A 26,181-nucleotide genomic window follows, 5' to 3' on the forward strand; every position below is an offset into this window, starting at 1 on the left:
TAGAACCTCCCGACATGCCTATATCAGTATCTTTCCGGCGATGAAGTCTTTCGCCTCCGGCGAAGCGGGCGCTCCGAAGAACCGGTCGGTCGGGGCGTGCTCGACGATCTTTCCGCGGTGCATGAATATGATCTCGTCGCCGAGGCGCCGCGCCTGCGCGAGGTCATGGGCGATCAGAACGATGCGCATGCCATCCTCGCTGGCGCTTTTGACCATGGCCTCGATGGTCTGCATCGATGCCGGGTCGAGGCTGGAGGTCGGTTCGTCGAGAAACAGCAGATCCGGCCCGGTCGCGAGCGCCCGGGTGAGCGCCAGGCGCTGCATTTCGCCGCCCGACAACACCCGCGCCGATGCGTTGGCAAGCGCCAGCAGGCCGGCGCCTTCCAGCGCCCGATCGGCTTCGGCACGCGCCTGCCCGGCCGAGGTACCGACCGCACGCAGCGCGTATTCGACATTTGCGCGAACCGACCGCCGGAGCAGAACCGGCCGCTGCAGGACCATGCCGAAACGACCGTAGCGCTGACGGTTCGGCGGCTCCGCGTTCCACAGGACGCGCCCGGAATCCGGCGCCCGCAAACCCGCCATCACGTTCAGCAGCAGCGACTTTCCGGCGCCGTTCGGACCGACGAGCACCGTCGTGCCGCGGCCGCCGATCGTCAGCGCCTCGACATCGAGCAGCACCCTGCCCTTGCGGCGCACGAAAAGGCGTTCCGCGGTGACGGGAAGGATCGGCTTCGTCGCCGTCTGCTGACCGAAGCGGACCGGCTCATGCATAGGCAGACCTTTCGGCCGCGGCCCGCAGCAGGAAGACGAGGGCGTTGACGGCAAAGGCTATGATCAAAAGGATCAGGCCGAGGCCGAGCGCCAGCGCCAGGTTGCCCTTTGATGTTTCCAGCGCAATCGCCGTCGTCATGACGCGGGTGACGTGGTTGATATTGCCGCCGACGATGATCACCGCGCCGACCTCGGCGACCGCCCGCCCGAAACCGGCCAGCAGTGCGGTCATCAGGCTGTAGCGCCCCTCCCACAGCAGTGTGCGAAGACGCGCCAGCGAACCGAGGCCGAAGAGCATGAGCTGATCGCGGTATTCGCCGTTGAGGTCCTCCAGCGTCTGCCGGGCGAGCGCGGCGATGATCGGCACGACCAGGATCGTCTGAGCGATGATCATGGCGGTCGGCGTATAGAGCAACTGCAACGGACCGAGCGCGCCGGCATTCGACAGCAGGAGGTAGACGACGAGGCCGACGACCACCGGAGGCAGCCCCATCAGGGCGGTCACGGTGACAATGACAATGCTGCGCCCCGGGAATCGCGTGACCGCCAGGAACGCGCCCAGCGGCAAGCCGATGACCGTGGCAATGAAAACAGCCGTGATGCTGACTTTCAGTGACAGCCAGACGATCTCGATCAGCCCGGAATCAAGTCCCGCGACAAGCCGGAAGGCCTCGAAAAATGATGCGGCGAAGTCCTGCATGGTTCAGTGCGGCCCGGTCGATTTGGCGTTTCGGGCGCATTAAATACGGCAAGATGCGCCTGCTTCATACCCAAAACGGCAATTTTGCAGGCACCGGCGTCAGACAAGAGCAGGCGGAAGGGCTATTGGGCGGCCTGTTCGGGCGCCGCCGCGCTGATGAACAGCTCGACCTGGTCGGCGGCCATCGGACGCCCATAAAAATAGCCCTGGCCGATCGAGCAGCCCAGTTCCAGCAGCTTGCCGGCCTGTTCCGCCGTTTCGATGCCCTCGGCGACGACCTCCAGATCGAGGCCCTCGCACAGCGCGATGATCGCCTTGATGATGTGTTCGGACGGGCGGTCACGGGTGATCTCGGAAACAAAGGCGCGGTCGATCTTGACCTTGTCGAGCGCGATTTCGCGCAGCCGGCCGAGACTCGACTGGCCGGTGCCGAAATCGTCCAGGGAAATCGAAACGCCTTCCGCTCGCAGGCTGTCGATGATGCTGTTGGCAATTTCCGGATCGGCCATCATTGCGGTCTCGGTGATCTCAAGGCCGAGCCGGAGCGGATCAAAACCGACCGTGTTGAGGATCGCCATGATCTTGTCGTGGGTCGAAGGATCCAGAAGCTGGGCCGAGGACAGGTTGAAGGACAGGAACATCTCTGCCGGCCAGCTCAACGCCGTTCTCGTGGCCTTCCGCAGCATCGTCTCGGTGAGCGGTTCGATGATGCCGCGCTCCTCGGCCAGGGGTATGAACGTGGCCGGAGACACGAAGCCGAGTTCGGTGTCGTGCCAGCGCGCCAGCGCCTCGAAACCGACCGGGATGCCGTTGCGCAAGTCGACGATGGGCTGGAAGTGCACGTCCACCTCGTCGGCGATGATGGCGCGCCGCAGCGCCTGCTCCAGCTGTGTCGCGCGCTTCATCTCCTCGGCGATATCGACCGAATAGACCGTCACCTGACCGCGGCCGCGCCGCTTCGACCGGTAAAGCGCCGTGTCGACGCTCTCCATGAGCGTGCCGTAGTCCTCTCCGGCGTAGGGATAGATGGCAAATCCGAAGGATGAGGACAGGCGCACCGTGCGCTTGCCCAGATCGTACGGCGCCGACAGCACATCCTTGAAGACGTCGCTGACCTTTTCCGCGCCCCGCTGATCAAAGACCAGGGGCAGAACGAACGCGAAGGCGTCGTTCTCAAGGCGCACCGCCACCGCGCCGGGTGGCATGCAGGCGCGCAACCGGTGCGCTACCTGGCACAGGATGTCGTCGCCGGCGGTGTGGCCGAACAGGTCGTTGATCGGCCTGAAACCGTCGAGATTGACCAGCCCGACCGTGAACGGCGCCGGATCGAGCGAGCGCTCGCGCACCAGCTTGGTGATCTTGTCCCGCAGCCTTGCCCGGTTGCCTAAACCGGTCAGCGGGTCGGTGTAGGATACAGTCTCTGCCCCGCCCGTGGTCCTTCTGCGACCGGTGGCCAGTTCAACTGACATTACATCTTCCTTGCGCCCAAATGGTGGAGGAACACCATATTCATCCGCAAGGATCGCGCGGTTTCGTTAAGAAACACCTATCGGCGAGCCGTACAATCTCGGGATGAACTACCGCAAACCATTGAAATTCTATTGAGATCGAACCCTGCGGAAGATAATCCCTGTTTGCCTCAAGCAAAAGTGCGGGCTATCGCGCCGTCTTTCTTAGCCGGATATCTAAGCAATCTTACCCTAGTTCACGGCCCCGCGCCTTTGCGGCGCAGCGAACGCGCAAACGGCGAGAATAGCGCCGCTTACCGCCGCGATCATACCGGCGGCGCTGACGCTGAAACCGCTGCCGATCAGTGCCATGCCGCTGCCGGCCGCCCAAAAGCCCACCACGGCGGACAGCAGTGCGAAGAGAACGCTCCAAAGCAATTGCGGGATCAGGCGATTGGTCATCAGGCGCGCGGCCGCGGCCGGGCAGATCAGCATGGCGATCGTGATGATGGCGCCAACCGCCTCGAACGCGGTCACAGCGACGATGGCGACGAGCGAGATCAGCGCCGCGCCGATGAACCGGACGGGAACGCCCGCCGCCTGCGCGAAGACCGGATCGAAGGTGGAGACGACCAACGGCCGCCAGAAAACGACCAAAAAGATCAAGACAGCCGCGAGGGCGAGCACAAGACGCCCGAGCTGCGGCGGAAGATCGGCGAGCGCCGCCCGGTTGAAGAGGGACCCGGCATCCATGCCGGACAGCCAAACCAGGCTCTCCAGATTTCCATAGAGCGCATGCTCGACGTCGAAATGCACCTCTCTCGTGTTGCTCTGTTCGAGCAGCACGACGCCCAGCGCAAAGAGCGCGGTGAAGACGACGCCCATCGCCGCGCCGGGCTCGACCTTTCCGAGGTTGCGGACGAGCTCGATCAGCAGCGCCGAGATCAGCGCCGCGGCGGCGGCGCCGAGCAGCATCGGCCCGACGGAAATGGAGCCGGTGAGGATGAAGGCGACGACGATGCCCGGAAGCACGACATGGCTGACCGCATCGCCCATCAGGCTCTGCTTGCGCAGCACGAGGAAATTGCCCAGGAGCGCGCAGGAAACCGCCGCGAGTGCCCCGATCGTCATGGGGACGAGCACAAGACCGATATAAAGATCGCCCATGATCAGCTCCTACTGTGCCGGCAGCACGCCGGAGGGGCCGGCAAACTGCCTTTCGAGCTCGGCGATCTCGCTGGCGGTCAGCCGGTCGGCTATTGGATCGAGCCGCATGCGGGCGGCGCGGTAGGCCGCGTCCGGGTTGTTGCGCAGGTAGATCGTCCAAAGGGCTTCCTCCCGGGCCGCGGTTTCGGCCGCATCGAGGCCGGCGCGGGTCGGCGTTCCGTCGCCACGGATAAGCTTTTCGGACTTCAGAACCCTGATCGTGTCCTTATCGTAGATCGCCTCGCCGCGCAGTATCGCCAGAAGGCCCTGCCGCCGATGCACCTTGCGCGAGAAGGCCCGCGCCCGGTAGAGGCCGTAAAAGACGCCGCGCGCCGGCGCAAGGAGCAACGACAGCACGAACAGGACCGCCGCAACGAGGACTATGACCGGGCCGGCGGGGAAATTGGGGACCGAGGCGGACAGCGCCGTGCCGATAAACCCCGAAGCCGCCCCTACAAGCCCGCTGACGACGATCATGGTGTTGGTTTTTTCCGTCCAGAACCGGGCCGCGACCGGCGGAATGATCAACAGCGCCACCACCAGGATGAGGCCGACGATCCGAAGGCCGGTGACCGTGACGGCCATGACGAGAAACATCAGCAGCAGATCGGTGCGGCGGATATCGATCCCGGAGGTACGTGCAAAGGTCTCGTCGAAACAAACAAGGGTCAGTGGCCGGCGGAAGACAAAGACGAGAAACGCGACGAAGAGCGCCAGGGCGGCGAGCGTATAGGCCTCGTTGCGCAGCATGCCGGATGTCGATCCGAGCAGAAAACTGCCGATGCCGGCCTGTCGCCCGATGCCCAGCGACTGGATGATTGTCAAAAGGACCACCCCGAGGCCGAAGAAGGACGAAAGCACGGCGCCGATGGCGGCGTCCGAATTCAGCCGCGTGCGGCGCGTCAGCCACTCCACGCCGGCAAGTCCGATCATGGCACTGATCGCGGCTCCGAGCAGAAGGCCGGGCAGGAAGCGTCCCGATCCGCCGAACCAGGCCATCAGCAGGAAGGCGATGCCGACACCCGGCAACGTCGCGTGGCTGAGGGCATCGGAGACAAGCGAGCGCTGGCGCAGCAGGAGATAGGTGCCGACAGTGCCGCCCGCCCAGCCCAGAAGGATGGCGCCGACGGCAACAATGGCAGTGTTGTAGCCGGCGCTGAAGGTCAGCGCGTTGATGAATGCGGCGATATCGATCATTGCTTCCGGTCCGCTCAGATGAGCTCCGGCTCCGCCTGTACCAGGCGGCCGCCGTAGGCTTCGGCCAGATGGGCCTCGGTGAACGCCTTTTTCACCGGACCGTTGGCGATACGGCGCACATTCAGGATCAGCACGTCATCGAAATAGGCGGTGACGGTGGAAAGATCGTGGTGGACGGCGACGGCGGTGCCGCCCTCGCGGACGAGTTTCTTCAACAACGTGACGATGGTCTTCTCGGTGGCCGCGTCGACCCCGGCGAAAGGCTCGTCGAGCAACAGAAGATCGGCTTTCTGGGCGAGCGCACGCGCGATGAACACGCGCTGCTGCTGGCCGCCGGAAAGCTGGCCGATCTGACGATCGGCCAGGGATACCATGTCCACTTCCTCAAGGCAGCCCAGCGCGAATTCCCGCTGCCGGCGGCCGATCAGCGTGAACGGGCCGAGGCTGCGGTAAAGCCCCATCAGAACGACATCGATAACGGTCGCAGGGAAATCCCAGTCGACGCTCGCACGCTGCGGAACATAGGCAATGCGGCTGCGGACCTCGTCCAGCGGCCGGCCGAAGAACAACGCGTCGCCGCTGATCGACGGTATGATTCCCATGGCCGCCTTGAGCATGGTCGACTTGCCGGCCCCGTTCGGACCGACGATCGCGCTCATGCGCCCCTGCTGAAAGACCGCGTCCACCGAGGATAGGGCCGGCTTGTCGCCATAGGCGACCGACAATCCGCGAACCTTGAAGGCGGCGCCGCCGTCTGCAACGTGAACGTTCATGTCAGCTGCCGACCAGTTTTCCGTTGAGACCGGCGGCCGGAGCCTTGCCGCCCAGCGCGTTGGTGATGACGGTGACGTTCGAATCGATCATGCCGATATAGGTTCCCGTGTACGTGCCGGCCGAACCCATGGCATCGGAGAAGAGCTGTCCGCCGACGACCACCTTGTGGCCGCGCGCGGCGGCGCCCTCGATCAGTGCCCGCACATTGCGCTCGGAAACCGATGTCTCGACGAATATCGCCTCGATATCGCGGTCTACGATCATGTTCACGATCTCATCGACACGCTGCAGGCCGGCCTCGCTCTCGGTGGAAAGGCCCTGGATACCGACAACCTCGAAATCGTAACTGCGGCCGAAATAGCCGAACGCGTCATGGGCGGTGATCAGTACACGGCTTTCCTGCGGTACCGTTTCAAGGCTCTCGCGGGCGAATGCGGCAAGCCGGTCCATGTCCGCCAGATAGGCATCCGTGTTCTGCGTATAGACATCGGCGCCCTGCGGATCGAGCTCGATCAACGCGTCGCGGGCCGCTTCGACCGCATGGCGCCATAGATCCGGCGTCATCCAGATATGCGGGTCGTAACGGTCCGAATAGGTTGCGTTGGACAGGCGCTGGTCGACGGGGACCGCCTCGCCGATGGCGTAGACCGGCTTGCGCTCGCCGAGCTTCTCGAGGAATTCCTCGAGTTGCGCCTCGAGATAAAGGCCGTTCCAGAACACCGCGTCGGCACGGACCATCGCGGCGATGTCGGACTGTGTCTGGCGGTAAAGATGCGGGTCGACGCCCTCACCCATGAGCGTGACTACTTCGGCGCGGTCGCCCGAAATCGCGGTCAGCGCGTCGCCGATCATCGATACGGTCGCAACGATATTCAGCTTGTCGGCGGCCCGCGCCGCGGTTGCCGGAAGGGCAAATGCGGTCAGTGCAACCAGGATTCCCGCAAGGGCCAATGTACGGCGCAATATCATGCAAAACTCCAAGTATTCTGGGCATGCGTCGGCACGCCGTGTCGGATGTTGGCTAACTTGTATTGCAAATCATTCGCAATAGCAAGAAAAACTTCCCCGAATTTCTGCGCCGCGGCTTTTCTTGACGCGCCGAATCCGGGATTATCCCGCAATGACCGTCAGACCCCTTCCAGAAACGCTCATCAACCAGATCGCGGCCGGCGAGGTGATCGAACGCCCGGCCAGTGTCGTCAGGGAGCTGCTGGAAAACTCCATTGACGCAGGCGCAACGCGCGTTGAAGTTGCCACGGCGGGCGGCGGAAAGGCGCTCGTGCGGGTCACCGACAATGGACGCGGGATGACGCCGCAAGACCTGCAGCTCGCGGTCAAGAGGCACTGCACCTCCAAGATCACCGACGATCTCAGCAACATCGCAACGCTCGGCTTTCGCGGCGAAGCGCTGCCCTCGATCGGCTCGGTGTCCAAACTGCGGATCCAGAGCCGCACGGCCGATTCGGATACCGCCTGCGAGGTGCGCGTGTCGGGCGGCGATGTCGATACGGTCCGGCCGAGCGCCGCCAATCCGGGCACGATCGTCGAGGTGCGCGACATTTTCTACGCAACGCCGGCGCGCCTGAAGTTTCTCAAAAGCGACCGCGCCGAGACGGGCGCGATCACCGAGGTCTTCAAGCGCGTTGCCATCGCTTTTCCGAACGTGCGCATGACGCTGTCCGGCACCGACCGCTCGACGCTGGACTATCCGTCCACCGGGAACGACGCGCTGGCGCGTATTCGCCAGGTCCTCGGCAACGAATTCGCCGACAACGCGATCGCCATCGATGCGGTGCGCGAAGATGTCCGGCTGACGGGATTCGCCTGCGTTCCGACCTACAACCGCGCCAACTCGCTGCAGCAATATGCCTTCGTCAACGGTCGCCCGGTCCAGGACAAGCTGGTCTTCTCGGCGCTGCGGGGCGCCTATGCCGACACCATCCCGCGCGGACGCTATCCCGTCGCCGTCCTGTCCATCGCGCTCGATCCGCGGTTCGTCGATGTCAATGTGCACCCGGCCAAGGCCGATGTGCGTTTCCGCGATCCGGGCCTGGTGCGCGGCCTCATCGTCGGCGCGATCCGCGAGGCGCTGACCCGCCAGGGCGATCGCTCGTCCAGCGTCGCGGCGCGCGACATGACAGCCGCGTTCCGGCCGCGGGCTGGCGTCGCGGGCCGTTCTTCGTTCGGGTCGGCACGCGGCGAAAGCGGCTATGAACCGGCAATGTCGCCCTTCAGGCCGCTTCAGGACGCGGCACCCACCGGATTTTCAGAGAGCGCGCAATCCGCGCTCGGTGCCGTTTCGGAGCCCTCCGCCCGCACCGAAGGACAGGAGGAAGAGGCAGTTCACCCGCTCGGCGCGGCGCGGGCTCAGCTGCACGAGAATTATATTGTCGCGCAGACCGGCGACGGGTTGGTGATTGTCGACCAGCATGCCGCCCATGAGCGACTGGTCTATGAAAGCCTCAAGAAATCGCTGTACCAACGCGAGGTCGCGTCGCAGGTCCTGTTGATACCGGAAATCGTCGACCTGCCGGAAGAGGATTGCGACCGGCTGATGATCCATGCCGAAGCGCTGGGCACGCTCGGCCTTGCCATCGAACGGTTCGGCCCCGGCGCGGTGGCGGTGCGCGAGACACCTGCCATCCTCGGAGAAATCGACGCCGCGGGCCTTGTCCGGCAACTGGCCGACGAGGTCGCCGAATGGAACGATGCGGGCGGTCTGAAGGCCAGGATTGACTACGTCGCGGCCACTATGGCATGTCACGGTTCGGTCCGGTCGGGACGGCGTCTGTCAGCCGAGGAAATGAACGGGCTGCTGAGGCAGATGGAGACGACCCCGGGCTCCGGACAGTGCAATCACGGACGGCCGACCTATATTGAGTTGAAACTGTCGGATATCGAGAAGCTGTTCGGAAGACGATGAGACCTCCCGGCAAGCGCGGAACCAACGGGAAACGATATGAACAGATTTGAAGGCCATGGCTCCGGCGAAGCGAAGATCCGCTATCTCGACGCCGATTTCCAGGTGATATCGCCGGGCTCGCACGTGCGCTGCGCGGTGACCGGAGAGATCATCCCGCTGGACGAGCTGAAATACTGGAGCGTCGCGCGGCAGGAGGCCTATGTGGACGTTAACGCCTCGGTCACCGCCGACGAGCGCGCCGGCATCCTGCCGACACAGCAATAAATCCGGACCACCGCGAGGCGGTCAAACCCCCTTTATCCTGTTGAGTTTCTGCGCCGAGGCCAGTTGCCTTTTCTTGAAGGACTCGATCGTGCGATCGATGAAAGTCCGCGCCAGGTCGGTCTGCTCGAACCGCAACTGAACCTCCAGCACACGCGATTTTTCGGCCAGCTCCGCAACCTTGCCGCGCGCGTCTCTCAGGCGCGCCATGTCCTTGCTCGTTGTGATCAGCTCAAGCTTGTGCTTGGCGGCGGATTCGATGAGGTCGGCCGCCTCGTCCTCGCCGAACCTGTGGTGATCGCCGAAGCTCCGCTCGGCGACGACGTGCGCACCGGTGCCCCGCAGGCTGCCGAAGAACTTCTGCGGATTCCCGATGGCCGCGTAAGCCAGCACCCGCTTGCCGCGGAAGCTGCGCGGTTTCCTGACGGCAAGCCTTGCGGCATAGATCGGCTTTGCGGCGCGGCCGGCGATGCGGATCACCGGATCGGCTGCCGTTCCGTCGCCGATCACGAGAAGAGCCGAGGCATTGCGCATCTGGTCGAGCATCGGAGCCCGGACCGGGCCGCCCGGAATGATATGGCCGTTGCCGATGCCACGCATGGCGTCGACCACCAGCAGGGAAAAATCGAAGTGGATTGCTGCGCTCTGAAACCCGTCATCCATGAGGATGAAGTCGATGCCTTCGGCCAGAAGCTTCTGGGCGCCGGCATATCTGTCGGGCGAAACGACGGTCGGAGCCTTCTCGGCGAGCAGCAGCGGCTCGTCACCGACATCGGCGGCGTAGTGGCGCTTCCTGTCGACCATCGCAACGGAGCGCAGGCTGCCGCCGTAGCCGCGCGACAGGAACCCGGGATTGAACCCCGCCTTTGCCGCTTCGGCGCAGAGCGCAAGTGCAGTCGGCGTTTTTCCGGCGCCGCCAACGGTGAAATTCCCCACACACAGCACCGGCGCCGTAACCTCGCGGCGCGGCGCGTTTTCCATGCGCGAACGGGCCACGGACCCGTAGATCCAGGACGCCGGATAGAGCGTCCAGGCCCGCCAGTCGGCCTTCGACCACCAGAAGGGGGGCGCCTCACTCACCATCGCGCTATTCGGCTGCCCTCCTGGTATAGTTCCGCCTTGACCGTAAGAGGCTTGATATAGGGTTCAAGCGCCCGGACCGTGCGCGGCAGCGCGCCGCTGAGTTCCTCCACGGTCGTCCTGGCGGCCGCCCGCATCTTGTCGCTGGCCCGGCGGTTGCTGAGAAGAAATTCGACCGATTTCGCCAGCGTCTCGCCGTCATTGACCAGCCGCGCTCCGCCATTCTTCAACAAGCTGCGGTAGCTGTCGCGAAAGTTCTGGACGTTGCGGCCCGACAGGATGGCGCAATCCAGCATCGCCGGCTCCAGCGGATTGTGACCGCCGCTAACGGTCAAGGAGCCGCCGACAAAGGCGACCGAGGCAAGACTGAGATATAGACCCATCTCGCCGATCGTGTCGCCCAGGTAAATCTGCGTTTCCGAGGTGATGGCCTGGCCGCGCGAGCGCCTTGCGACGACAAGACCGCGGCCGATCAGCATTTCCTCGATCTCGTCGGCACGCTCCGGATGGCGCGGAACGATCACAGTGAGCGCCCTGTGCCTGGTTTTCAGCGCCTGGTGGACATCGGCGGCGATCGCCTCCTCGCCAGCGTGGGTCGAGACCGCGGCCCACACGCCGCGATCGCCGATCCGGTTCTGCAGCCGGCGCAGTTCCAGGTCGTCGCAGGGCGGCGGCTCGGTGTCGACCTTGAGATTTCCTGAGACGGCGACCGGACGCGCGCCCAACGCACTGAACCGCTCGGCGTCCTCCTCGGACTGCGCGACCACGAGCGACAGATTTTCGAACAGCGCTTCGGCAAGGTGCGGCCGTTTGCGCCAGTTGCTGAAGGAGCGGTCCGACAATCGCCCGTTCACCAGCACCTGCGGCATGCGACGCGCGCCGAGTTCCAGGATCGTCATCGGCCAGATCTCGGATTCTGCAATCAGTGCCAGATCCGGCTTCCAGTAGTCGAGAAAACGGCTGACCGCTGGTTTCAGGTCGAGCGGGACATACTGGTGGATCACCCGGTCGCCCAGGCGCTCCGCCGCCAGCGTGGCCGATGTCACGGTACCCGTTGTCAGCACGACGGAAATGCCGCGCTTGAGCACCTCCTCGATCAGCGGAACGACAGCATTGGTTTCGCCGACGCTGGCCGCATGCGCCCAGATGACAGGCCCTTCCGGGCGATGCGAACTGGCATAACCGTACCGTTCGCGGCGCCGTGCATGCTCTTCCTTGCCCTTCGTCGCCCTAAAGGCGAGATAGGACCCCAAAAAAGGGTAAATCGCCGCACCCAGCCAGCGGTAGGCGGTCAGTGTCAGGCGCGCCCATACCAGACTCATGCGCCGTTCCTGACTGCCCGATAGGCTTTTTCGGTCACGCTGTTCAACTCGTCTGTCACCCTTTGACGATACTCTTCCAGTTCCGCGTCCGATGTGTCGCGCGGCACGCTGATGGGCGGCCCGAGTTTAAGACACACCTCGCCGAACGGTAAATTAATCGTCGTCTTGTCCCACGATTTCTCGACAATGTGATAGCGGCTGGTCGCAAGCGCCATCGGTATGATCGGCCGGCCCGACAGTTTGGCCAGCGCAACGATCCCCTCGCCGGACTGCCGCGGCGCCCCTTTCGATATATCGGCGATCATCACGATGTTCTTTCCGTCCGCCAGCGCGTCCGCCATACCCTTCAGGGCGCCGACCCCGCCCTTGCGCGCTGTCTGCGCGCGCTCGCGCCCGCCAGAGCCCCTGATCACCGTGACGCCCGACAGTTTGAGAACGCGGGCGTTGATTTCGGCGTCGCGGCTCCTCGAGACAAGCGCCGCAACCGAATTGTTGTCGGGATAGACGAACTGCGTGAGCAATTGCTGTCCGTGCCAAAGCGCGATGATGACCGGCAGTTTGCCTTCGACCGCCTTCACCAGATCATCGGAATCGGCCGATTTTCGATTGCTCCAGTAGATGAAACGGAGCGCGCGGTGGACCACGGCGGCGGCAATGTTCTGAAAGGTGCCGGAAACCAGCAACCGCTTTCCAAAACGCCTGAATGCCGTCGCCAAATCAGTTCTCCCCGGTTCCGACGCCGCCCCGATGCGCAGCACGCGCACCGGTACCGGAACAGTGTAAATGCCCAATCGTCTCGCCGCCCAGCCGACGGTGGTCATTGTCAGCCACCGGCCTCCTCGTCGGGATTGAGGAGCCGGTGCAGATGGACGATGAAATAGCGCATATGGGCGTTGTCGACCGTCTGCTGGGCCTTCGACTTCCAGGCTGCGTATGCGGATTTGTAATCCGGGTAAATGCCGACGATATCGAGTCCATCCAGATCGCGAAACCGGACTTCGCTGAGCGCATCTAGCTCGCCGCCGAACACCAAATGCAGAAGCTGTTTGTTTTCGGTCTCCATCCAATACTCCATGGCGCCGGCCGCACGGCCGCTTGCAATCGGGAAGGTAGGGACCGCGCCAGCACCCTATCGAAACCCGCCTTCCGCAGCGGTTTGCTGTAAATTGACTCAAAGGTCAATGGCGCCGGCGACGTTCTTCAGTTCGGGCAGCATCCGCTCCGGGCCGGCAATCAGCAGGCCGTGGCTGACCGACTTTTTGTTGTAGCGGACCGGCTCACCCTTCCGGTTGAGCAGCGCACCGCCGGCATTGCCCAAAATCAGGTCGGCTGCGGCGAGGTCCCAGTCGTGGGAACCCGGCTTGACGAGCGTCGCATCCAGCCGCCCGTCGGCGACCATCGCAATGCGATAGGCGAGCGAGGGAATATGCGGAGCCCTTTGTATGCTGTCGGCGAACCCTTCCGGCAAATTCCTGTAAACGGTTTGCGGCATCGACATGACGCGGTCCGCTCCGACGCTGCTGACTGCGATCGGCCTGCCGTTTTTCGTCGCTTCGCCGCCGCGGGCCGCCTCGAACAGTTCGTCGCGGGCCGGGCAGGCCAGAACACCGGCCACAGGAACGCCGGATTCAACGACCGCAATGCTCACGCACCAGACATCCTCGCCGTTGACATAGGCGCGGGTTCCGTCGATAGGATCGACGACGAATATCCTGTCGTGGTGACGGCGCGACTTGTTGTCCTCGGTCTCTTCCGACAGCCAGCCATAGTCCGGCCGTGCCGCACTCAGGGTCTTGCTGAGGAAGCGGTCGACCGCGATATCGGCCTCGGTCACCGGCGAGCGGCCGCCCTTGTACCAGACATCCGGATGGTTTCGGAAATAGCCCATTGCGATCCGTCCGCCCTCTTGCGCGGCTTCGCGGATCAGGGCCAGATCCGCCAGTACATCGTCATTTTCCTGCAAGGGTCATGCCTTCTATTGCAACGGTCGGCGATGCCGTGCCGTATTTGCGATCGATGTCGCTGGCGGGCGTGGTGTTCATGAACATGTCCTTCAAGTTGGAGGCAATGGTCACCTCGGATACCGGGAAGGTCAGTTCACCGTTCTCAATCCAGAAGCCGGAGGCGCCGCGACTGTACTCGCCGGTGATCATGTTGACGCCCTGGCCGATAACTTCCGTTACATAAAACCCCGATGCAACAGAGCCGATAAGCGCCTCGGCCGAAAGGGATCCGGGTTCGAGTGCCAGGTTTGTCGATCCAGGGGTGACATTCGAGCCGCTGCGCACGCCGCGTCCATTTGTCTTGAGGCCCAGTTCGTGCGCGGTGCTAGTCGACAGGAACCAGGACTGAAGCACGCCGTTTTCGACCATATTAAGGCGCGTGCCGCGAACCCCCTCGCCGTCGAACGGCCGCGACGCGGGACCGCGGACGATCTGGGGATCGTCCGTGACCAGCATTCCCGGCTTCATGACGGGCTTTCCCATCATGTCGCGCAGGAAGCTGGTCTTGCGCGCCACGGCAGCTCCGTTGATGGCTCCGGCCAGGTGACCGACAAAACCGCGCGCGACGCGCGGATCGAACACGACGGTCACATCGGTGCCGGTGTCCGCCTTCCGCGGGTTCAACCGCCTGACCGCGCGGGTGCCGGCCGCGCGCCCGATTGCCTCGACATCATCGAGATCGGCGTAGTACAGGCGCGAATCGAACTCGTAATCACGTTCCATCCCGGTGCCCTCGCCGGCGATGACGCTGACGGAGCGGCCGAAGCGGCTGCCCACATAGGATCCGGAAAATCCGTCCGACGTGACCAGAACCATGCCGCCCATGCCGGCCGAAGCGCCCGCTCCGCTCGAATTGGTGACGCCGTTGACGTCCAGCGCGGCGGCCTCCATGGCCAGTGCCGCATCAGTGAGCTGCTCGCTGCCAACCTGTGTCGGATCGAAAAGGTCGAGGTCGTCGAAGCGCTTCGCGATGTCGGCCGGATCCGCCAGCGTCGCGTAGGGATCTTCCGGCGAAACGCGCGCCATCGCGACGGCGCGGTCGGCCAGATCGGCGGCATCGATGCCGGCATTCGCCGACACGCTGGCGACGCGCTTGCCTACGAATACGCGCAGGGAAAAACCGTCGCTCTCCGACGCTTCGGTGCCTTCCACCTTGCCGAGCCGGACCGAGACGGATGCCGTCTGACCGCGCGCCACAACGGCATCGCAGCGATCGGCGCCGGAGCGCATGGCCTGCGCGACCAGTTCCGCCGCCTTGTCGGCGAGTTCTTCCGATTTTTCCGCCTGAAACATATATTTGGCCTTTCCTTTCCGCTCCATTTATTGTGGCGCCGGAGTGTCATCAAGGCTAATAGAGCAATGTTCCGGCATCGGATAGTGCCGGGGGCTGGCGAAATTCGGTCCCCAGAAGGATGCAATGTATGGCTGCCGAAAGCATATCATTCTACAGCCACGCCCTTGTACTGCTCGGCGGTGCGGTCATCGCCGCACCACTGGCCAAGCGCATCGGCCTGGGCACGGTTCTTGGATATCTCGCGGCCGGTGTGATCATCGGGCCCGTTGCGCGTCTTGTCGGCGGCGGCGAACGCATACTGGAATTTTCCGAACTCGGCGTGGTGCTGCTACTGTTCCTGATCGGGCTTGAGCTCAAACCGTCGCGCCTGTGGTCGATGCGGCGCGAGATTTTCGGCCTGGGTCTGGCCCAGGTGGTGATCACGGGTATCGTGCTTCTGGGCATCGTGGCGGCGACCGCCTGGTCGAAAAGTGCCCTCTCGGCAGCGGCCATTATCGGTTTCGGGCTGGCCCTGTCGTCCACCGCCTTCGCGCTGCAGATCCTCGAGGAGCGCGGCGAGCGCAGCACGGCCTACGGGCAGAGGGCGTTTTCGATACTGCTCTTCCAGGACCTGGCCATTGTACCCATACTGGCGCTGGTGCCGCTGCTGGCGCCCTACGGCGCCGAGGCCACATCCACGCCGCTGCAGGATTTCGCGATCGCGCTTGCTGCCATCGCGTTCATCGTCGTCGCCGGGCGATACCTTTTGAATCCAATGCTGCAGCTCATTGCCAGCACCGGCGCGCGCGAGGCCATGATCGCCGCGGCGCTGCTGGTGGTGATCGGTTCCGCGATGCTCATGCAGGCGGCGGGCATGTCGATGGCCATGGGTTCGTTCCTGGCCGGCGTGCTGCTCGCCGAGTCCTCCTACCGCCACGAGCTGGAAGCCGATATCGAGCCGTTCCGCGGAATCCTGCTGGCCCTGTTCTTCATGGCCGTCGGCCTGTCGCTGGAAATCGATGTCGTTACCGAAAACTATATTCTGATCATCGTCGCGGTGCCGGTGCTCATGCTCGTCAAAAGCCTGCTGATCTACGGGCTGTGCCGTATTTTCGGCTCCGGCCACAACGAAGCCATCCGCATCGCCGGGCTGTTGCCGCAGAGCGGCGAATTCGGCTTCGTCATCTTCACAGCGGCCGCGGCGGCCGGGATCTTCCCGCATTCGGTCGCGTCGATCCTCATCGCGATCGTCACCGTTTCCATGGTGCTGACACCGCTTGCCTCGGCGCTGGCGAACCGTCTCCTGCGCGACGGCGGCGGCGAGGAACTGGAAGAGAATTTCGAGGGCGCGGGATCGGACATCTTGATGATCGGGTTTTCGCGTTTCGGGCAAATCGTCTCGCAAACGCTGCTCGCCGGCGGACTGGACGTGACCATCATCGACCATTCGGCGGAGCGGATCCGCAGCGCCACCAAATTCGGCTTCAAGATCTATTTCGGCGACGGAACGCGCAAGAATGTCCTCGAGGCGGCGGGTATCCGCGGCGCAAAGCTGGTCGCCGTGTGCACCCACGGAAAGGCGACCACGGACAAGATCGTCGACCTGATCCAGGCGGAATTTCCCGGTTCGCGCATCTTCGCGCGCGCCTATGACCGGGCACACACTTTGTCGCTGCGCGAGCGCGAGGTCGAATACGAGCTCAGGGAAACGGTCGAATCGAGCTTCATCTTCAGCCGCAAGACCCTGGAGGCGCTGGGGCTCGACCAGGAACGGGTCGATGCGATCATCGACGAGACGCGGCGGCGGGACGAAGAGCGTCTGCAAATCCAGGCGGTCGAGGGGCTTTCGGCGGGCAGCGACATGCTGCACACGCGGCCGGTGACGCCGGAACCGCTGATCAAGCCCAAGAAGGAGGCTGAACGCCTCGATCTGGAGAATCCCCCCGCCGCCGAATAGCCAGTGCCGCCTTTGCTTCGCTGCTTCAATTGGATAGGCTCGCGCCTGCGATGAATCGCCCGGCCCTCGGACTGTCCGGCGGTTTCACTTTCGGGGAGCGTTTCGACTTGCCACCATCCATAGAAGGCGTACTGCCCGCCGAACCGCAGGGCATTCCGGTTTGAGCGAGACGGCGAAATTCGTCACCGGCTCGACCATGCGGCATGTCATCGTCATGGCAGCGACCGGCTCGGTCGGACTGGTTGCCGTGTTCCTCGTCGATGCGCTCAACCTCTTCTACATCTCGCTGCTCGGCCAGCAGGAGCTTGCGGCAGCCATCGGCTATGCCGGTACGCTGATCTTCTTCACGACCTCGATCAGCATTGGCCTGGCGATTGCTTCGACGGCCATCACCTCGCGGGCGATCGGCGCGGGCCAGCGTGAAAGGGCACGCGAACTGGCCACCACCTCGCTCATCTATACCGCGGCGATCATGGCACTCGCCGCCGTAGCCTGCCTGCCCTACCTGGATGCCATCGTCCACTTTCTCGGGGCCCGGGACGAGACAGCGCGGCTGACCGTCGAGTTTCTGCTGATCGTCTTTCCCTCGATGCCGTTGCTGGGCATAGGCATGTGCATGTCAGGTCTCTTGCGTGCGGCCGGCGATGCCAAACGGGCGATGTACGTGACACTGTTCGCCGGCGCAGCAACCGCCGTACTGGACCCGATACTGATCTTCGGCTTCGATCTCGGCATTCACGGTGCCGCCATCTCGACCGTTATTACGCGCTTCGTCCTGATTTTCGTCGGCTTTTACGGCTTGCAGAGAATTCACAATATGTTGGCCCTGCCGTCGCTGCCGGTACTGACCGGCACGATCAGGCCTTATCTGTACATCGGCCTGCCGGCCATCATGACGCAGCTCGCGACCCCGGTCGGCAACGCCTATATGACCATCGAAATTGCCGGATACGGCGATGCTGCCGTCGCGGGCTGGGCGGTGGTCGGGCGGCTCATCCCGGTGGCCTTCGGCGCGCTTTTCGCCCTTTCGGGCGCCGTCGGGCCCATCCTCGGTCAGAATTACGGCGCACTGCGCTTCGACCGGCTCTACAGCACGATGCGCAACGCGTTCGTCGTCATCATCATCTACACGCTGGCCGTCTGGCTGCTGCTGTTCGTCGGAGCCGACTATATCGCCGCACTGTTCGGCGTGGACGGCGAGGCGGGCGACATGGTCATCTTCTTCTGCGAATTCGTCAGCCTGACGTTCCTGTTCACCGGCATGCTCTTTGTCGCCAACGCCGCTTTCAACAATCTCGGCTACCCGCTCATGTCGACAATTTTCAACTGGGGCCGCTCGACGCTCGGCGTCATTCCGTTCGTGTGGATCGGATCGCATTACTACGGGGCGCTCGGGGCGCTGGCCGGCTACGGTCTCGGCGCTGTCTTTTTTGGCATTGCCGCGGCGATCACCTGCCTGCGCATCATCCGGCGCATCGCCGAAAAACCGCCGAGCGAGCCGCCGCCGCCGGCCGAAGTCCAGGTCTCGCCGGCAGCCAACTCGCCCTTCACCTCGGGCAAGGGTGCGACCTAGCCACGCCGCTCAGATGCTTTCCAGGAAGCGCTCCAGGTAGACATCGAACGCCTCGGGCGCCTCCCAGAAGGGTGCGTGGCCGATGCCGTCCATCAGGTGCACCCGGTCCTCCCACAGATTGCGGTAGGGCAAGGCCGCGACGAATTCGTTGTTCACGAACGGCTCCTCGGCGCCGTTGACGACGGCGAGCGGAACCGGGGCGTTCACCGCGGCCTCACGCTGGTTCGCCCCGACACCCCGCGCGAAGCTTCCAAGCATCAGTTCCCGGGCGTGGCCATGCGTGCGGGCCACCGCCTCGCGCAGAAACGGCTCGAACGGCGCATTGATGCCGCAGGTCGCACGCGCATAGGCATCGATTTCCTCCTCTGAAAGGTCCCGCTGGCCGGCCAGTCCCATGTGTTCCGACGGCAGAAAGCCGGCCGCGAGCTGCTCCTCGCCACGCCCGACCGGCGGCGTCCCGGTGATCATCAGTCCTCTGATCGCGTCGGTCCGGGTGAGCATCTCGAGCCCGATATGACCGCCCAGGGACCAGCCCAGCATGGCGTAGCGCTCATGGCCGAGTTCGCGCATCAATTCGATGGCCGCATCGGCGTAGCCCGGCATGGAATAGGTCCGCTCGGGATCGGTCGCGTCGTCGGACCTTCCGTGACCGGGCAGGTCCATGGCAATGCACCGGTAGGTCGCCCCGATGTCGCCGTCAAGCTGGTTGCGGAAAACCTCCTTGCAGGAGGAATTGCCGTGGATCATCAGCACGGTAGGCCCCTCGCCGGGCGACTGGGCAATGGCGATTCCAGCATGTGAAGTCTCGATTGTCCGATGGGTCAAGGTCGCCTCCTTCCGGGGTTTTGCAACGCCCGCCGCGCTCCGCGGTCAGTTCCGCGCATCCGCCGGTTCGGCGGTCTTGCGTTCGCCAATATTGAGCTTTTCGATGATCCCCAGCAATCCGCCGGGCGCGATGCGCAGCACCACGATCATCGCCAGCGCTATGACGATGAAGCGCGCCTCTTCGAGACCGCGGATACCGGCCAGAGCCTCCGTCGCGAAGGTGAGCGCCAGCGCCGCCACGATCGGTCCGTAGACGGTGCCGGTGCCGCCGATCAGGACCATGGACAAGGCCAGCGAAAGCGTTCCGAAGCCGAAAACGTCCGGTGAGGCAACGCGCAGATAAATCGCGTAGAAACCGCCGGCAATGCCGGTAAAGATCGCGCTGAGCACCAGGACCGTGATGCGCTGGCGGGAAATCGAAATGCCGCGGGCCGCCGCATAGTCCTCGGCGTCGCGGACGGCCTTCAGGGACTTGCCGAAAGGCGATCGCACCACGGCAAGCAGGAAAAGGGTCGACGCGACGAGCAGGAAAAGGGCGGCATAGTAGTAGCCGAGCTTGTAGTCCTTGATGAACGAATAGTCGCCGAGCCGCAGATAGGGGATGCGCACCATGCCCTCCGCGCCGCCGGTGATCTGCGCCTGGCTGAGCACCAGCTGCATGACGAGCTGGCCGAACGCGAAGGTGACGAGGACAACGTAGATCCCCTTCAGCCGCGCAACCGGCGCGGCGATCACGAAGGCGGCCAGCGCCGCGGTGGCGCCGCCGGCCACGATGGCGATCCAGGGATTGATGCCAATCGTCTTCGAAAGGATCGCCGCCGTGTAGACCCCGACGCCGAAGAAGGTGAGATGACCGAAATTGAACACCCCGCAATGGCCGAGGCTGAGATTCCAGTTCGACGCAATGACGGCATAGAGGAAAGCGATGATGAAAAGATGCCGCGTGTAGCTGTCGGTGGCAAAGAGCGGGACGAGCAGCAGCAGCACGAGCGACGCCAGCGGCAGGATGATGCTGGTTGCCGCGGGTCTCATTGGCTGCTCCCGAAAATCCCGGTCGGCCGGAAGACCAGCACCACGATCATCATCAGGAACAGCACGAAGGGAGTCCAGTAGAGCCCCAGCCACAGGATCAGCAGCGCCTCTATGATGCCGATGATATAGGCGGCCCCCGCCGTCGCCCCCAGGCTGCCGAGGCCGCCGAAGATCACCACGATCATGGCCTTGACCAGCGGCTCGGCGCCCATCGAGGGCGTTATGAAGCGGATGGAGCCCAGGAGGGCGCCGGTGAGCCCGGCAAGTGCCGCAGAAAGCCCGAAAGCAATGGCAAAGGCGACCGGCACATCAATGCCGATCAACGCCGCCGAGCGCTGGTTCTGGCCGACGGCGCGCAGCGAGCGTCCGACATTGGTGCGCACGGTAAAGCGCCAGATGGACAAGAGAATGAGCGGCGCCAGGACGACGAGGATCGCCTCATGGGCAGAGATCGTGGCGCCGAAGATCGATATCTCGCCGTCGACGAGGCGCGGCAGCTGCTTGAGCCGTGCGCCCCAGATCATCTGGGCGCCCTTTTCCAGGATGATCATCGCCGCCAGCGTGGTCATCACAGTGATCAGCAGCATGTTGCGGTTGCCGTAATAGGGGCGCACGAGCAGCCGCTCGATCAGCACGCCGAGCAGCGCGGCGGCCAGGGTTCCGCTGGCGATGCCGACCAGCAGGCCGAGGCCGGCCGCTTCGCTGACCGTCCAGGCCACGAAGGCGCCGATCATCATCAGTGCGCCGTGGGCGAAATTGAAGACGCCGAGCGTCGTCCAGATCACGCTCAGGCCGCTCGCCATCATGGCGTAGAGCGAGCCGAGCACGAGGCCGGAAACCAGGGTGGCAATCAGCGTGTCGATCAATGCACCGCCTCTCCAAAATACAGTTTCATGATGCTGTCATGGTCCGGCGCATTGGCCCGGTCGATCTCGCGTATGACCTCGCCGTGCTCGATCATGTAGAGACGTTGGGTCAGCGACAGCAGGAACTCGACATCCTGTTCCACAATGACCAGGGGTACGCCGCTCCTGGCGATGTTGCCGACGGCGCCGGCCAGTTCCTTCTTCAGGCGCGGCGACAGGCCGAGGGTCGGCTCGTCCAGCATCAGCAGGCGGGGCGAACACATGAGCGCGCAACCGATCGACAGCATCTGCCTTTCCCCGCCCGAAAGGGTCTTGGCCTTCTGGCTCCGGCGCTCGCCGAGTTGGGGAAAGAGGTCGAAAACACGCCGCAGGTTCTCGTCCCTGCCACGCCTTGCTCGCCTCGAAATCGACGCGAGTTCCAGCGTTTCCAGGACGTGCATGTCGCCGAACAGGGTGTTGCCCTGCGGCGACTGGATCAGCCCGGCATTGACGATATCGCGCGGCCTTGCGCCGGTGATATCCGTGCCTTCGAAGGATATCCTGCCGCCGGCGGGCCTGAGCAGGCCCGATATGGTCTGCAGAAGCGTTGTCTTGCCGTGCCCGTTGGGGCCGAAGAGGCCGATGCATTCGCCGGCATCGACGCCGATGCTGATGTTCCGCAGCACTGTGATGCTTCCGTATCCGGCCGTGACCTGCGAAATGTCGAGCAGGCGGCCCATCAGTCCCTTCCTCCCAGATAGGCCTCGGCGACAGCCGGGTTGCGGACGACGTCGGCCGGCAGTCCCTCGGCCAGGATCTCGCCCTGATTGAGGACAAGCAGGCGCTGGGATACCGACAGGAGCAGGCTGAGGACATGCTCGATCAGAAGGATCGTTATCCCGGATTTGTTAACGTCAATGAGCAGCGCGTCGAGCCGCTCGATCTCCGGTTTCGTCAGCCCCGACGCCGGTTCGTCGAGCATGATGACGGAGGGCTCGGATATCAGTGCCGAAGCGATCATGAGCTGCTTCTTCTCGTAAACGGAGAGCTCGCTGGACGGCATACGGGCCCGTGACTGGTCGAACTGGACGAGTTCAATCACCCGATGAGCCTTTTCAAGCGCCTGCCCGCCGTGCCGGCCACCATTGTAGACGGCGCTGATCTGCAGGGTCTCGATAGCCGAAAGATCAGGGAATTCCGCGTCCTTCTGGAACGTCCTGCACAGGCCGGACCGGGCAATCGCATGGGGCGGGCGGCCGTCGATCCGTTCACCGTTGAATCGCACCTCGCCGTCCGTGGGCCCGTAGGGAATGCCGGTCATCAGGTTGAAAAGCGTGCTCTTTCCCGAACCGTTGGGACCGGCGATACCGAAGATTTCCCCGCGGCTGACGGAAAAGGAAACGCGGTTGACGGCCGTCAGCCCGCCGAAGGTCTTGGTCGCGTTGGAAACCTCGATAATCGGATCGCTCATCGTGTGCGCGACGGGCCGCCGGCATGGCGGCCCGCCCCCGTTCCTACTTCATCCACGCCGGCTGTTCGAACTCGCCCGTCGCGTAGACGTCAGGATAGAACAGATAACGCTCACCGTCGCGGATCTGGTAGAACTGGATCGGCACGCCCTCATTGCTCTGCACCGACAGATGGGTCGCCGGATCGAACTGGATCCTGCCCATGGCGGTCTGCTTATTGGTCTTGCCGATCTCGGTGCCGATCTCCGCGCGCTTCTTCGGATCACCGACCTTGCCCAACGCATCGGCGTAGATCATGACCTGCTCGTAGAGCGCCGGACCGTAAGAGCCCGGCTCGTTGCCGAAGACCGTCTTGTATTTGCTGAGCACCTCGGCGGCGCGCGGGTTCGTCGGCGTGTTGAGCACGCCGCCCAACAGGTTGTAGACAACGCCGGACGAGTTTTCCTTCGTCAGCTCGAGGAATTCCGGCACCGACGGGGCATACTGGATGAAGACCAGGCTGTTGGTCGGATCCTCCATGAACTGAGTCATGAAGGTGGCCGCGTTGGCCGAGACATAATCGGTGTTGATCAGCACGGCCGGCGGGTTTTGCCGGATCTTGGCCAGGAACGCGCGCCAGTCGTTGATCTCGCCGAAGGGCAGCAGATCGTTTTCCGTCACCTCCCAGCCGGCCTTGCCGAAGGAATCGACCATGCCTTCCGCGATACCCTTGGAATAGGGATTGTCGGAAGCGATGATGGCGACCTTCTTGTTCGGCAGCGATAGTTTTCCTGCCGCCGCCAGTTCCTCGATGACGGGCACGATTTCCGTGTTGTAGCCGGCATAGGACGGTGTCATCGACCAGACCGTGCCGAAATCGTCCGGGCTGGGGCTGATGATCCCTTCCGTCTGGGCGGAGTTCGCCGAGACCAGGTAGACCATGTCCTGTTCGGCCATCATCTCGATCTCGAAATTCGAGCCGGACGCGTAGCCGGTCATGATGGCGCCCATGTCGCGGTCGCCGAGGAGCCGCTCGGCGGCCGTTGCGACCGCATCGGCGCTCGCCTCGCCGACGTCGCCGACCACGAGTTCGAAGGTGTGGCCCGCAACGCCGCCGGCGGCGTTCAGTTCGTCGACCGCCAGTTGCGCCCCGTTGACCATTTCCTGGCCGTCGGCGGCGGCCTTGCCGGTGACCGGCGCCAGGACACCGATCTTGATGACGTCGGCCTGTGCAAACCCAGCGGTGACGGCCAAGATCATGGCCGAAGCCGCGCCGAGAAGTGTTCGTCTGTTCAACATTCCGTCCTCCTGTCAAACTGTTGGTTTTGCTTGCTTACTTGGTGCCGCAATTATCGATGACCGCCGCCGCTATGACCTTTGTCGACTCGATCAGACTGTCGATATGGACGCACTCGTCATCGCCGTGGAAGCCGTCTCCGGACGCCCCGTAAATGACCGCATCGACGCCCGCGCCGGCATAGTGCGCGGCGTCGGTGACCGCCTCGAAACCCTTGGCGACGGGCTGCTTCTTCTGCACCTCGCCGGCACGCCTGAGCAGCGAATCCGTTAGCGGATGGTCAATGGGCGTGTTCATCGGCGGAAAATTCAGGTCGAAGAGATCCCACAGGATCTTCGGCGGATTTTCCCGCATCCACGGATCCATCGCCGCGAAGTTGGAGACGAAGGCCTCGAACTCGGCCTTGACGTCCTCGAATTTCTCGTCGGGCATGAACTTGTAGTCGAGGTCGATGGTCACGACGTCGGATATGATGGCGGCATTGGTCATGATGGCGGGATTGCCGTCCTCTCCCATGCCGGCGCCGCCGCGAATGACCCCGGGATTGATGGTGGCAAGACCGGCCGGTACCAGCGGGTGCCAGTGGTCGCGGCACCGCGAGGCCTCGAAATCGCGCAGTGCGTTGAGGAACCGGTTGGCAAGTTCGATAGCGTTGACGCCGGGCTCGATGCGGTTTTCGACATGGGGCTGCGGCCACAGCGAATTGAAACGCCACCCGGCATGCGCCTGCTTGCCGAAGATCGTCACCCGCACCCAGGTCAATCCGCCCTCGGCGGCGACCACATTGCCCCAGGTGGGTTCGGCGATGATGGCGCGGCGCGCCAGCTTGCCGCGCTTGACCGCGTCGATGGCGCCGAATCCGCCGGCCTCCTCGTCCACCACGCTGTGGATCGACAGGCGGCCGTCCAGTTCGACACCGGCCTCGCGGATCGCCCGCGCCGCCGCCAGGCAGGAGGCAACGCCCCCCTTCATGTCCACGGCACCGCGACCCCATACCTTGCCGTCGTCGATTTCGCCGTCGAAGGGCTCGCGTGTCCAGGTCGCCGTATCCCCGACCGGAACCACGTCAATATGGCCGCACAGGATCAGGCTTTTTTCTTCCGATCCCGGCCATTCGCCGATGACATTCGGGCGATCCGGAAAAACATCCCAGCGCTCGGTTTCAAACCCGCTGCTCTCAAGCTGCTTTTGAACCAGATCCTGCACCTCCGGTTCCCGGTTCAGCTCCGGATCGGTCTGGAATTTCGGATTGACGGACGGAATGCGGACCATGTCCCGCGTCAGTTCGACCACGAAATCCGGATCGCGGTCGATCGCCTCCCAGACGGCGTTGACTGCATCGCTCATTCTGTTTCCTCCATTCGCTCGCTTTTCGTTTCCGGCGCAAAGTGCCTGCCGGCTCGCCCGATCACGCGGCATTTCCGGCAACCAGTTCGCCGATCGCCCGGCTCAGGTAACCGGCCCAGCGGTCGCAATCGCGTTCATTGCCCAGATGGTCGTTCCTGATCTCGATCAGGCTGTGCGACAGACCCCGTCTTTCACCGTGGAACGGGATGGTCCAATCGGACTCGTCGTCGATCGCATAGGGCTCGTTCATGCCGATATTGAGCCCGGGACCGAGCCGCAGAAGCCGGTCCGCAAGCGCGGTCGGCGTCGAACGGTCCCTGCGCGCGACAAAGCCGATGTCCCACGCCCTGTCGCGGCCGGCGAGAACCCGCGTGAAACTGTGGATGGCGAAAAACGCGCGCCGCTCGAACCGGTCAATGAGGCCTGACACCGCCTCGTGAAACGGCGTGAATATCTCGTCGATCCTCTGCCGCCGCGCCGCCGGCCCAAGGTTCCGGTTGGCGGGCACCTCGACACCATCGCTGACGGCCGGGACGGCGTCATCCGCGCTCACCGGGCGGTTGCAGTCGATGACCAGACGGCTGTAGGGCTGAAGCAGCAAGGGTGCATCGAGCCGCTCGGCCATCCTTCTCGCGACATCCGCGGCGCCGATGTCGTAGGCGATATGCAGGTCCATGGAGGAACCCGGAAGACCGAGATTCTCCAGCGCCGCGGGAACGGACCGGCCGGCATGCTCGCACACGAGCACCACCGGAGCCGGGCTGTCCGCGTTCACGACTTCCACCGGCACATCATCGGCCTCGCATAACAATGTGTTCGATCGCCCGGCGGCAGTCGGCGGCATCCCATCACTCCCAAAGACGCCCTAGTAGATGAAAGAAAATTTTTAAAGTCAA

25 protein-coding genes are annotated in these 26,181 nt (G+C 63.8%); 4 read left to right on the forward strand and 21 right to left on the reverse strand.

Going from position 1 to position 26,181, the window contains the following annotated elements; all coding sequences use genetic code 11:
* Positions 1 to 18: 18 nt before the first annotated feature.
* The 7 genes from E4M07_RS16925 to E4M07_RS16955 all read right to left on the reverse strand — a co-directional run bounded on the left by E4M07_RS16925 (position 19) and on the right by E4M07_RS16955 (position 7,068).
* On the reverse strand, positions 19 to 774 hold the full coding sequence (locus E4M07_RS16925; protein ID WP_136659549.1) for an ATP-binding cassette domain-containing protein: 756 nt from the start codon (positions 772 to 774) through the stop codon (positions 19 to 21).
* Positions 767 to 1,474 carry an ABC transporter permease gene (locus tag E4M07_RS16930; protein WP_136659550.1) on the reverse strand — a complete coding sequence of 236 codons (708 nt, stop codon included), beginning with the start codon at positions 1,472 to 1,474 and terminating at the stop codon, positions 767 to 769. The genes E4M07_RS16925 and E4M07_RS16930 overlap by 8 nt, the downstream gene beginning before the upstream one ends.
* Positions 1,475 to 1,596: 122 nt before the next feature.
* The gene (locus tag E4M07_RS16935) at positions 1,597 to 2,943 is read right to left on the reverse strand and encodes an EAL domain-containing protein (RefSeq protein WP_136659551.1); all 1,347 of its coding nucleotides are present in this window, start codon (positions 2,941 to 2,943) and stop codon (positions 1,597 to 1,599) included.
* A 231-nt stretch (positions 2,944 to 3,174) separates the two neighbouring features.
* The gene (locus tag E4M07_RS16940) at positions 3,175 to 4,089 is read right to left on the reverse strand and encodes a metal ABC transporter permease (RefSeq protein ID WP_136659552.1); all 915 of its coding nucleotides are present in this window, start codon (positions 4,087 to 4,089) and stop codon (positions 3,175 to 3,177) included.
* A gap of 9 nt (positions 4,090 to 4,098) precedes the next feature.
* Complete coding sequence (locus E4M07_RS16945; RefSeq protein WP_136659553.1) at positions 4,099 to 5,325, reverse strand: metal ABC transporter permease; 1,227 nt, start codon at positions 5,323 to 5,325, stop codon at positions 4,099 to 4,101.
* A gap of 14 nt (positions 5,326 to 5,339) precedes the next feature.
* A complete protein-coding gene (locus E4M07_RS16950) occupies positions 5,340 to 6,098 on the reverse strand; it encodes a metal ABC transporter ATP-binding protein (RefSeq protein ID WP_136659554.1) in 759 nt (252 codons plus the stop codon).
* Between the two features lies 1 nt (position 6,099).
* Entirely contained in the window at positions 6,100 to 7,068 is a 969-nt protein-coding gene (locus tag E4M07_RS16955; protein ID WP_136659555.1) for a zinc ABC transporter substrate-binding protein, read from the reverse strand.
* A gap of 151 nt (positions 7,069 to 7,219) precedes the next feature.
* Here E4M07_RS16955 and mutL point away from each other — a divergent pair, with 151 nt between their 5' ends.
* Positions 7,220 to 9,022 carry a DNA mismatch repair endonuclease MutL gene (gene mutL, locus E4M07_RS16960; RefSeq protein WP_136659556.1) on the forward strand — a complete coding sequence of 601 codons (1,803 nt, stop codon included), beginning with the start codon at positions 7,220 to 7,222 and terminating at the stop codon, positions 9,020 to 9,022.
* Between the two features lie 36 nt (positions 9,023 to 9,058).
* Entirely contained in the window at positions 9,059 to 9,286 is a 228-nt protein-coding gene (locus E4M07_RS16965) for a DUF2093 domain-containing protein (protein WP_136659557.1), read from the forward strand.
* A 21-nt stretch (positions 9,287 to 9,307) separates the two neighbouring features.
* On the opposite strand, the gene lpxK is transcribed toward E4M07_RS16965, so the two are convergent.
* The 6 genes from lpxK to E4M07_RS16995 all read right to left on the reverse strand — a co-directional run bounded on the left by lpxK (position 9,308) and on the right by E4M07_RS16995 (position 14,981).
* Entirely contained in the window at positions 9,308 to 10,366 is a 1,059-nt protein-coding gene (lpxK, locus tag E4M07_RS16970; protein ID WP_136659558.1) for a tetraacyldisaccharide 4'-kinase, read from the reverse strand.
* The gene (waaA, locus tag E4M07_RS16975; protein ID WP_136659559.1) at positions 10,360 to 11,685 is read right to left on the reverse strand and encodes a lipid IV(A) 3-deoxy-D-manno-octulosonic acid transferase; all 1,326 of its coding nucleotides are present in this window, start codon (positions 11,683 to 11,685) and stop codon (positions 10,360 to 10,362) included. Before waaA ends, lpxK begins: the two co-directional genes overlap by 7 nt.
* On the reverse strand, positions 11,682 to 12,401 hold the full coding sequence (locus tag E4M07_RS16980) for a lysophospholipid acyltransferase family protein (RefSeq protein WP_169054260.1): 720 nt from the start codon (positions 12,399 to 12,401) through the stop codon (positions 11,682 to 11,684). Before E4M07_RS16980 ends, waaA begins: the two co-directional genes overlap by 4 nt.
* Positions 12,402 to 12,508: 107 nt before the next feature.
* The gene (locus E4M07_RS16985; protein ID WP_136659561.1) at positions 12,509 to 12,748 is read right to left on the reverse strand and encodes a DUF4170 domain-containing protein; all 240 of its coding nucleotides are present in this window, start codon (positions 12,746 to 12,748) and stop codon (positions 12,509 to 12,511) included.
* Positions 12,749 to 12,856: 108 nt separating this feature from the next.
* Entirely contained in the window at positions 12,857 to 13,648 is a 792-nt protein-coding gene (locus E4M07_RS16990) for a 3'(2'),5'-bisphosphate nucleotidase CysQ (protein WP_246660482.1), read from the reverse strand.
* A complete protein-coding gene (locus E4M07_RS16995) occupies positions 13,635 to 14,981 on the reverse strand; it encodes a TldD/PmbA family protein (protein WP_136659562.1) in 1,347 nt (448 codons plus the stop codon). Before E4M07_RS16995 ends, E4M07_RS16990 begins: the two co-directional genes overlap by 14 nt.
* A gap of 128 nt (positions 14,982 to 15,109) precedes the next feature.
* Here E4M07_RS16995 and E4M07_RS17000 point away from each other — a divergent pair, with 128 nt between their 5' ends.
* A complete protein-coding gene (locus E4M07_RS17000; protein WP_136659563.1) occupies positions 15,110 to 16,918 on the forward strand; it encodes a monovalent cation:proton antiporter-2 (CPA2) family protein in 1,809 nt (602 codons plus the stop codon).
* 160 nt (positions 16,919 to 17,078) lie between these two features.
* Positions 17,079 to 18,491 carry an MATE family efflux transporter gene (locus E4M07_RS17005; RefSeq protein ID WP_246660483.1) on the forward strand — a complete coding sequence of 471 codons (1,413 nt, stop codon included), beginning with the start codon at positions 17,079 to 17,081 and terminating at the stop codon, positions 18,489 to 18,491.
* Positions 18,492 to 18,500: 9 nt separating this feature from the next.
* On the opposite strand, the gene E4M07_RS17010 is transcribed toward E4M07_RS17005, so the two are convergent.
* The 8 genes from E4M07_RS17010 to E4M07_RS17045 form a co-directional block, all read right to left on the reverse strand.
* Positions 18,501 to 19,316, reverse strand: coding sequence for an alpha/beta hydrolase (locus tag E4M07_RS17010; RefSeq protein WP_246660484.1), 816 nt, complete (start codon positions 19,314 to 19,316; stop codon positions 18,501 to 18,503).
* A gap of 45 nt (positions 19,317 to 19,361) precedes the next feature.
* Positions 19,362 to 20,348 (reverse strand): branched-chain amino acid ABC transporter permease, encoded by a 987-nt coding sequence (locus tag E4M07_RS17015; protein WP_136659564.1) that lies wholly within the window; start codon positions 20,346 to 20,348, stop codon positions 19,362 to 19,364.
* The gene (locus E4M07_RS17020) at positions 20,345 to 21,214 is read right to left on the reverse strand and encodes a branched-chain amino acid ABC transporter permease (protein WP_136659565.1); all 870 of its coding nucleotides are present in this window, start codon (positions 21,212 to 21,214) and stop codon (positions 20,345 to 20,347) included. Before E4M07_RS17020 ends, E4M07_RS17015 begins: the two co-directional genes overlap by 4 nt.
* A complete protein-coding gene (locus E4M07_RS17025) occupies positions 21,211 to 21,933 on the reverse strand; it encodes an ABC transporter ATP-binding protein (protein WP_136659566.1) in 723 nt (240 codons plus the stop codon). The genes E4M07_RS17020 and E4M07_RS17025 overlap by 4 nt, the downstream gene beginning before the upstream one ends.
* A complete protein-coding gene (locus E4M07_RS17030; RefSeq protein WP_136659567.1) occupies positions 21,933 to 22,664 on the reverse strand; it encodes an ABC transporter ATP-binding protein in 732 nt (243 codons plus the stop codon). Before E4M07_RS17030 ends, E4M07_RS17025 begins: the two co-directional genes overlap by 1 nt.
* 43 nt (positions 22,665 to 22,707) lie before the next feature.
* Entirely contained in the window at positions 22,708 to 23,940 is a 1,233-nt protein-coding gene (locus E4M07_RS17035; protein WP_136659568.1) for an ABC transporter substrate-binding protein, read from the reverse strand.
* A gap of 34 nt (positions 23,941 to 23,974) precedes the next feature.
* Positions 23,975 to 25,285, reverse strand: a complete 1,311-nt coding sequence (locus tag E4M07_RS17040; RefSeq protein WP_136659569.1) for an ArgE/DapE family deacylase — start codon at positions 25,283 to 25,285, stop codon at positions 23,975 to 23,977.
* Between the two features lie 61 nt (positions 25,286 to 25,346).
* Positions 25,347 to 26,129 carry an N-formylglutamate amidohydrolase gene (locus E4M07_RS17045; RefSeq protein WP_136659570.1) on the reverse strand — a complete coding sequence of 261 codons (783 nt, stop codon included), beginning with the start codon at positions 26,127 to 26,129 and terminating at the stop codon, positions 25,347 to 25,349.
* Positions 26,130 to 26,181: the final 52 nt, after the last annotated feature.

This window comes from Nitratireductor sp. XY-223 (assembly GCF_004959855.1).
Classification (GTDB): domain Bacteria; phylum Pseudomonadota; class Alphaproteobacteria; order Rhizobiales; family Rhizobiaceae; genus Hoeflea_A.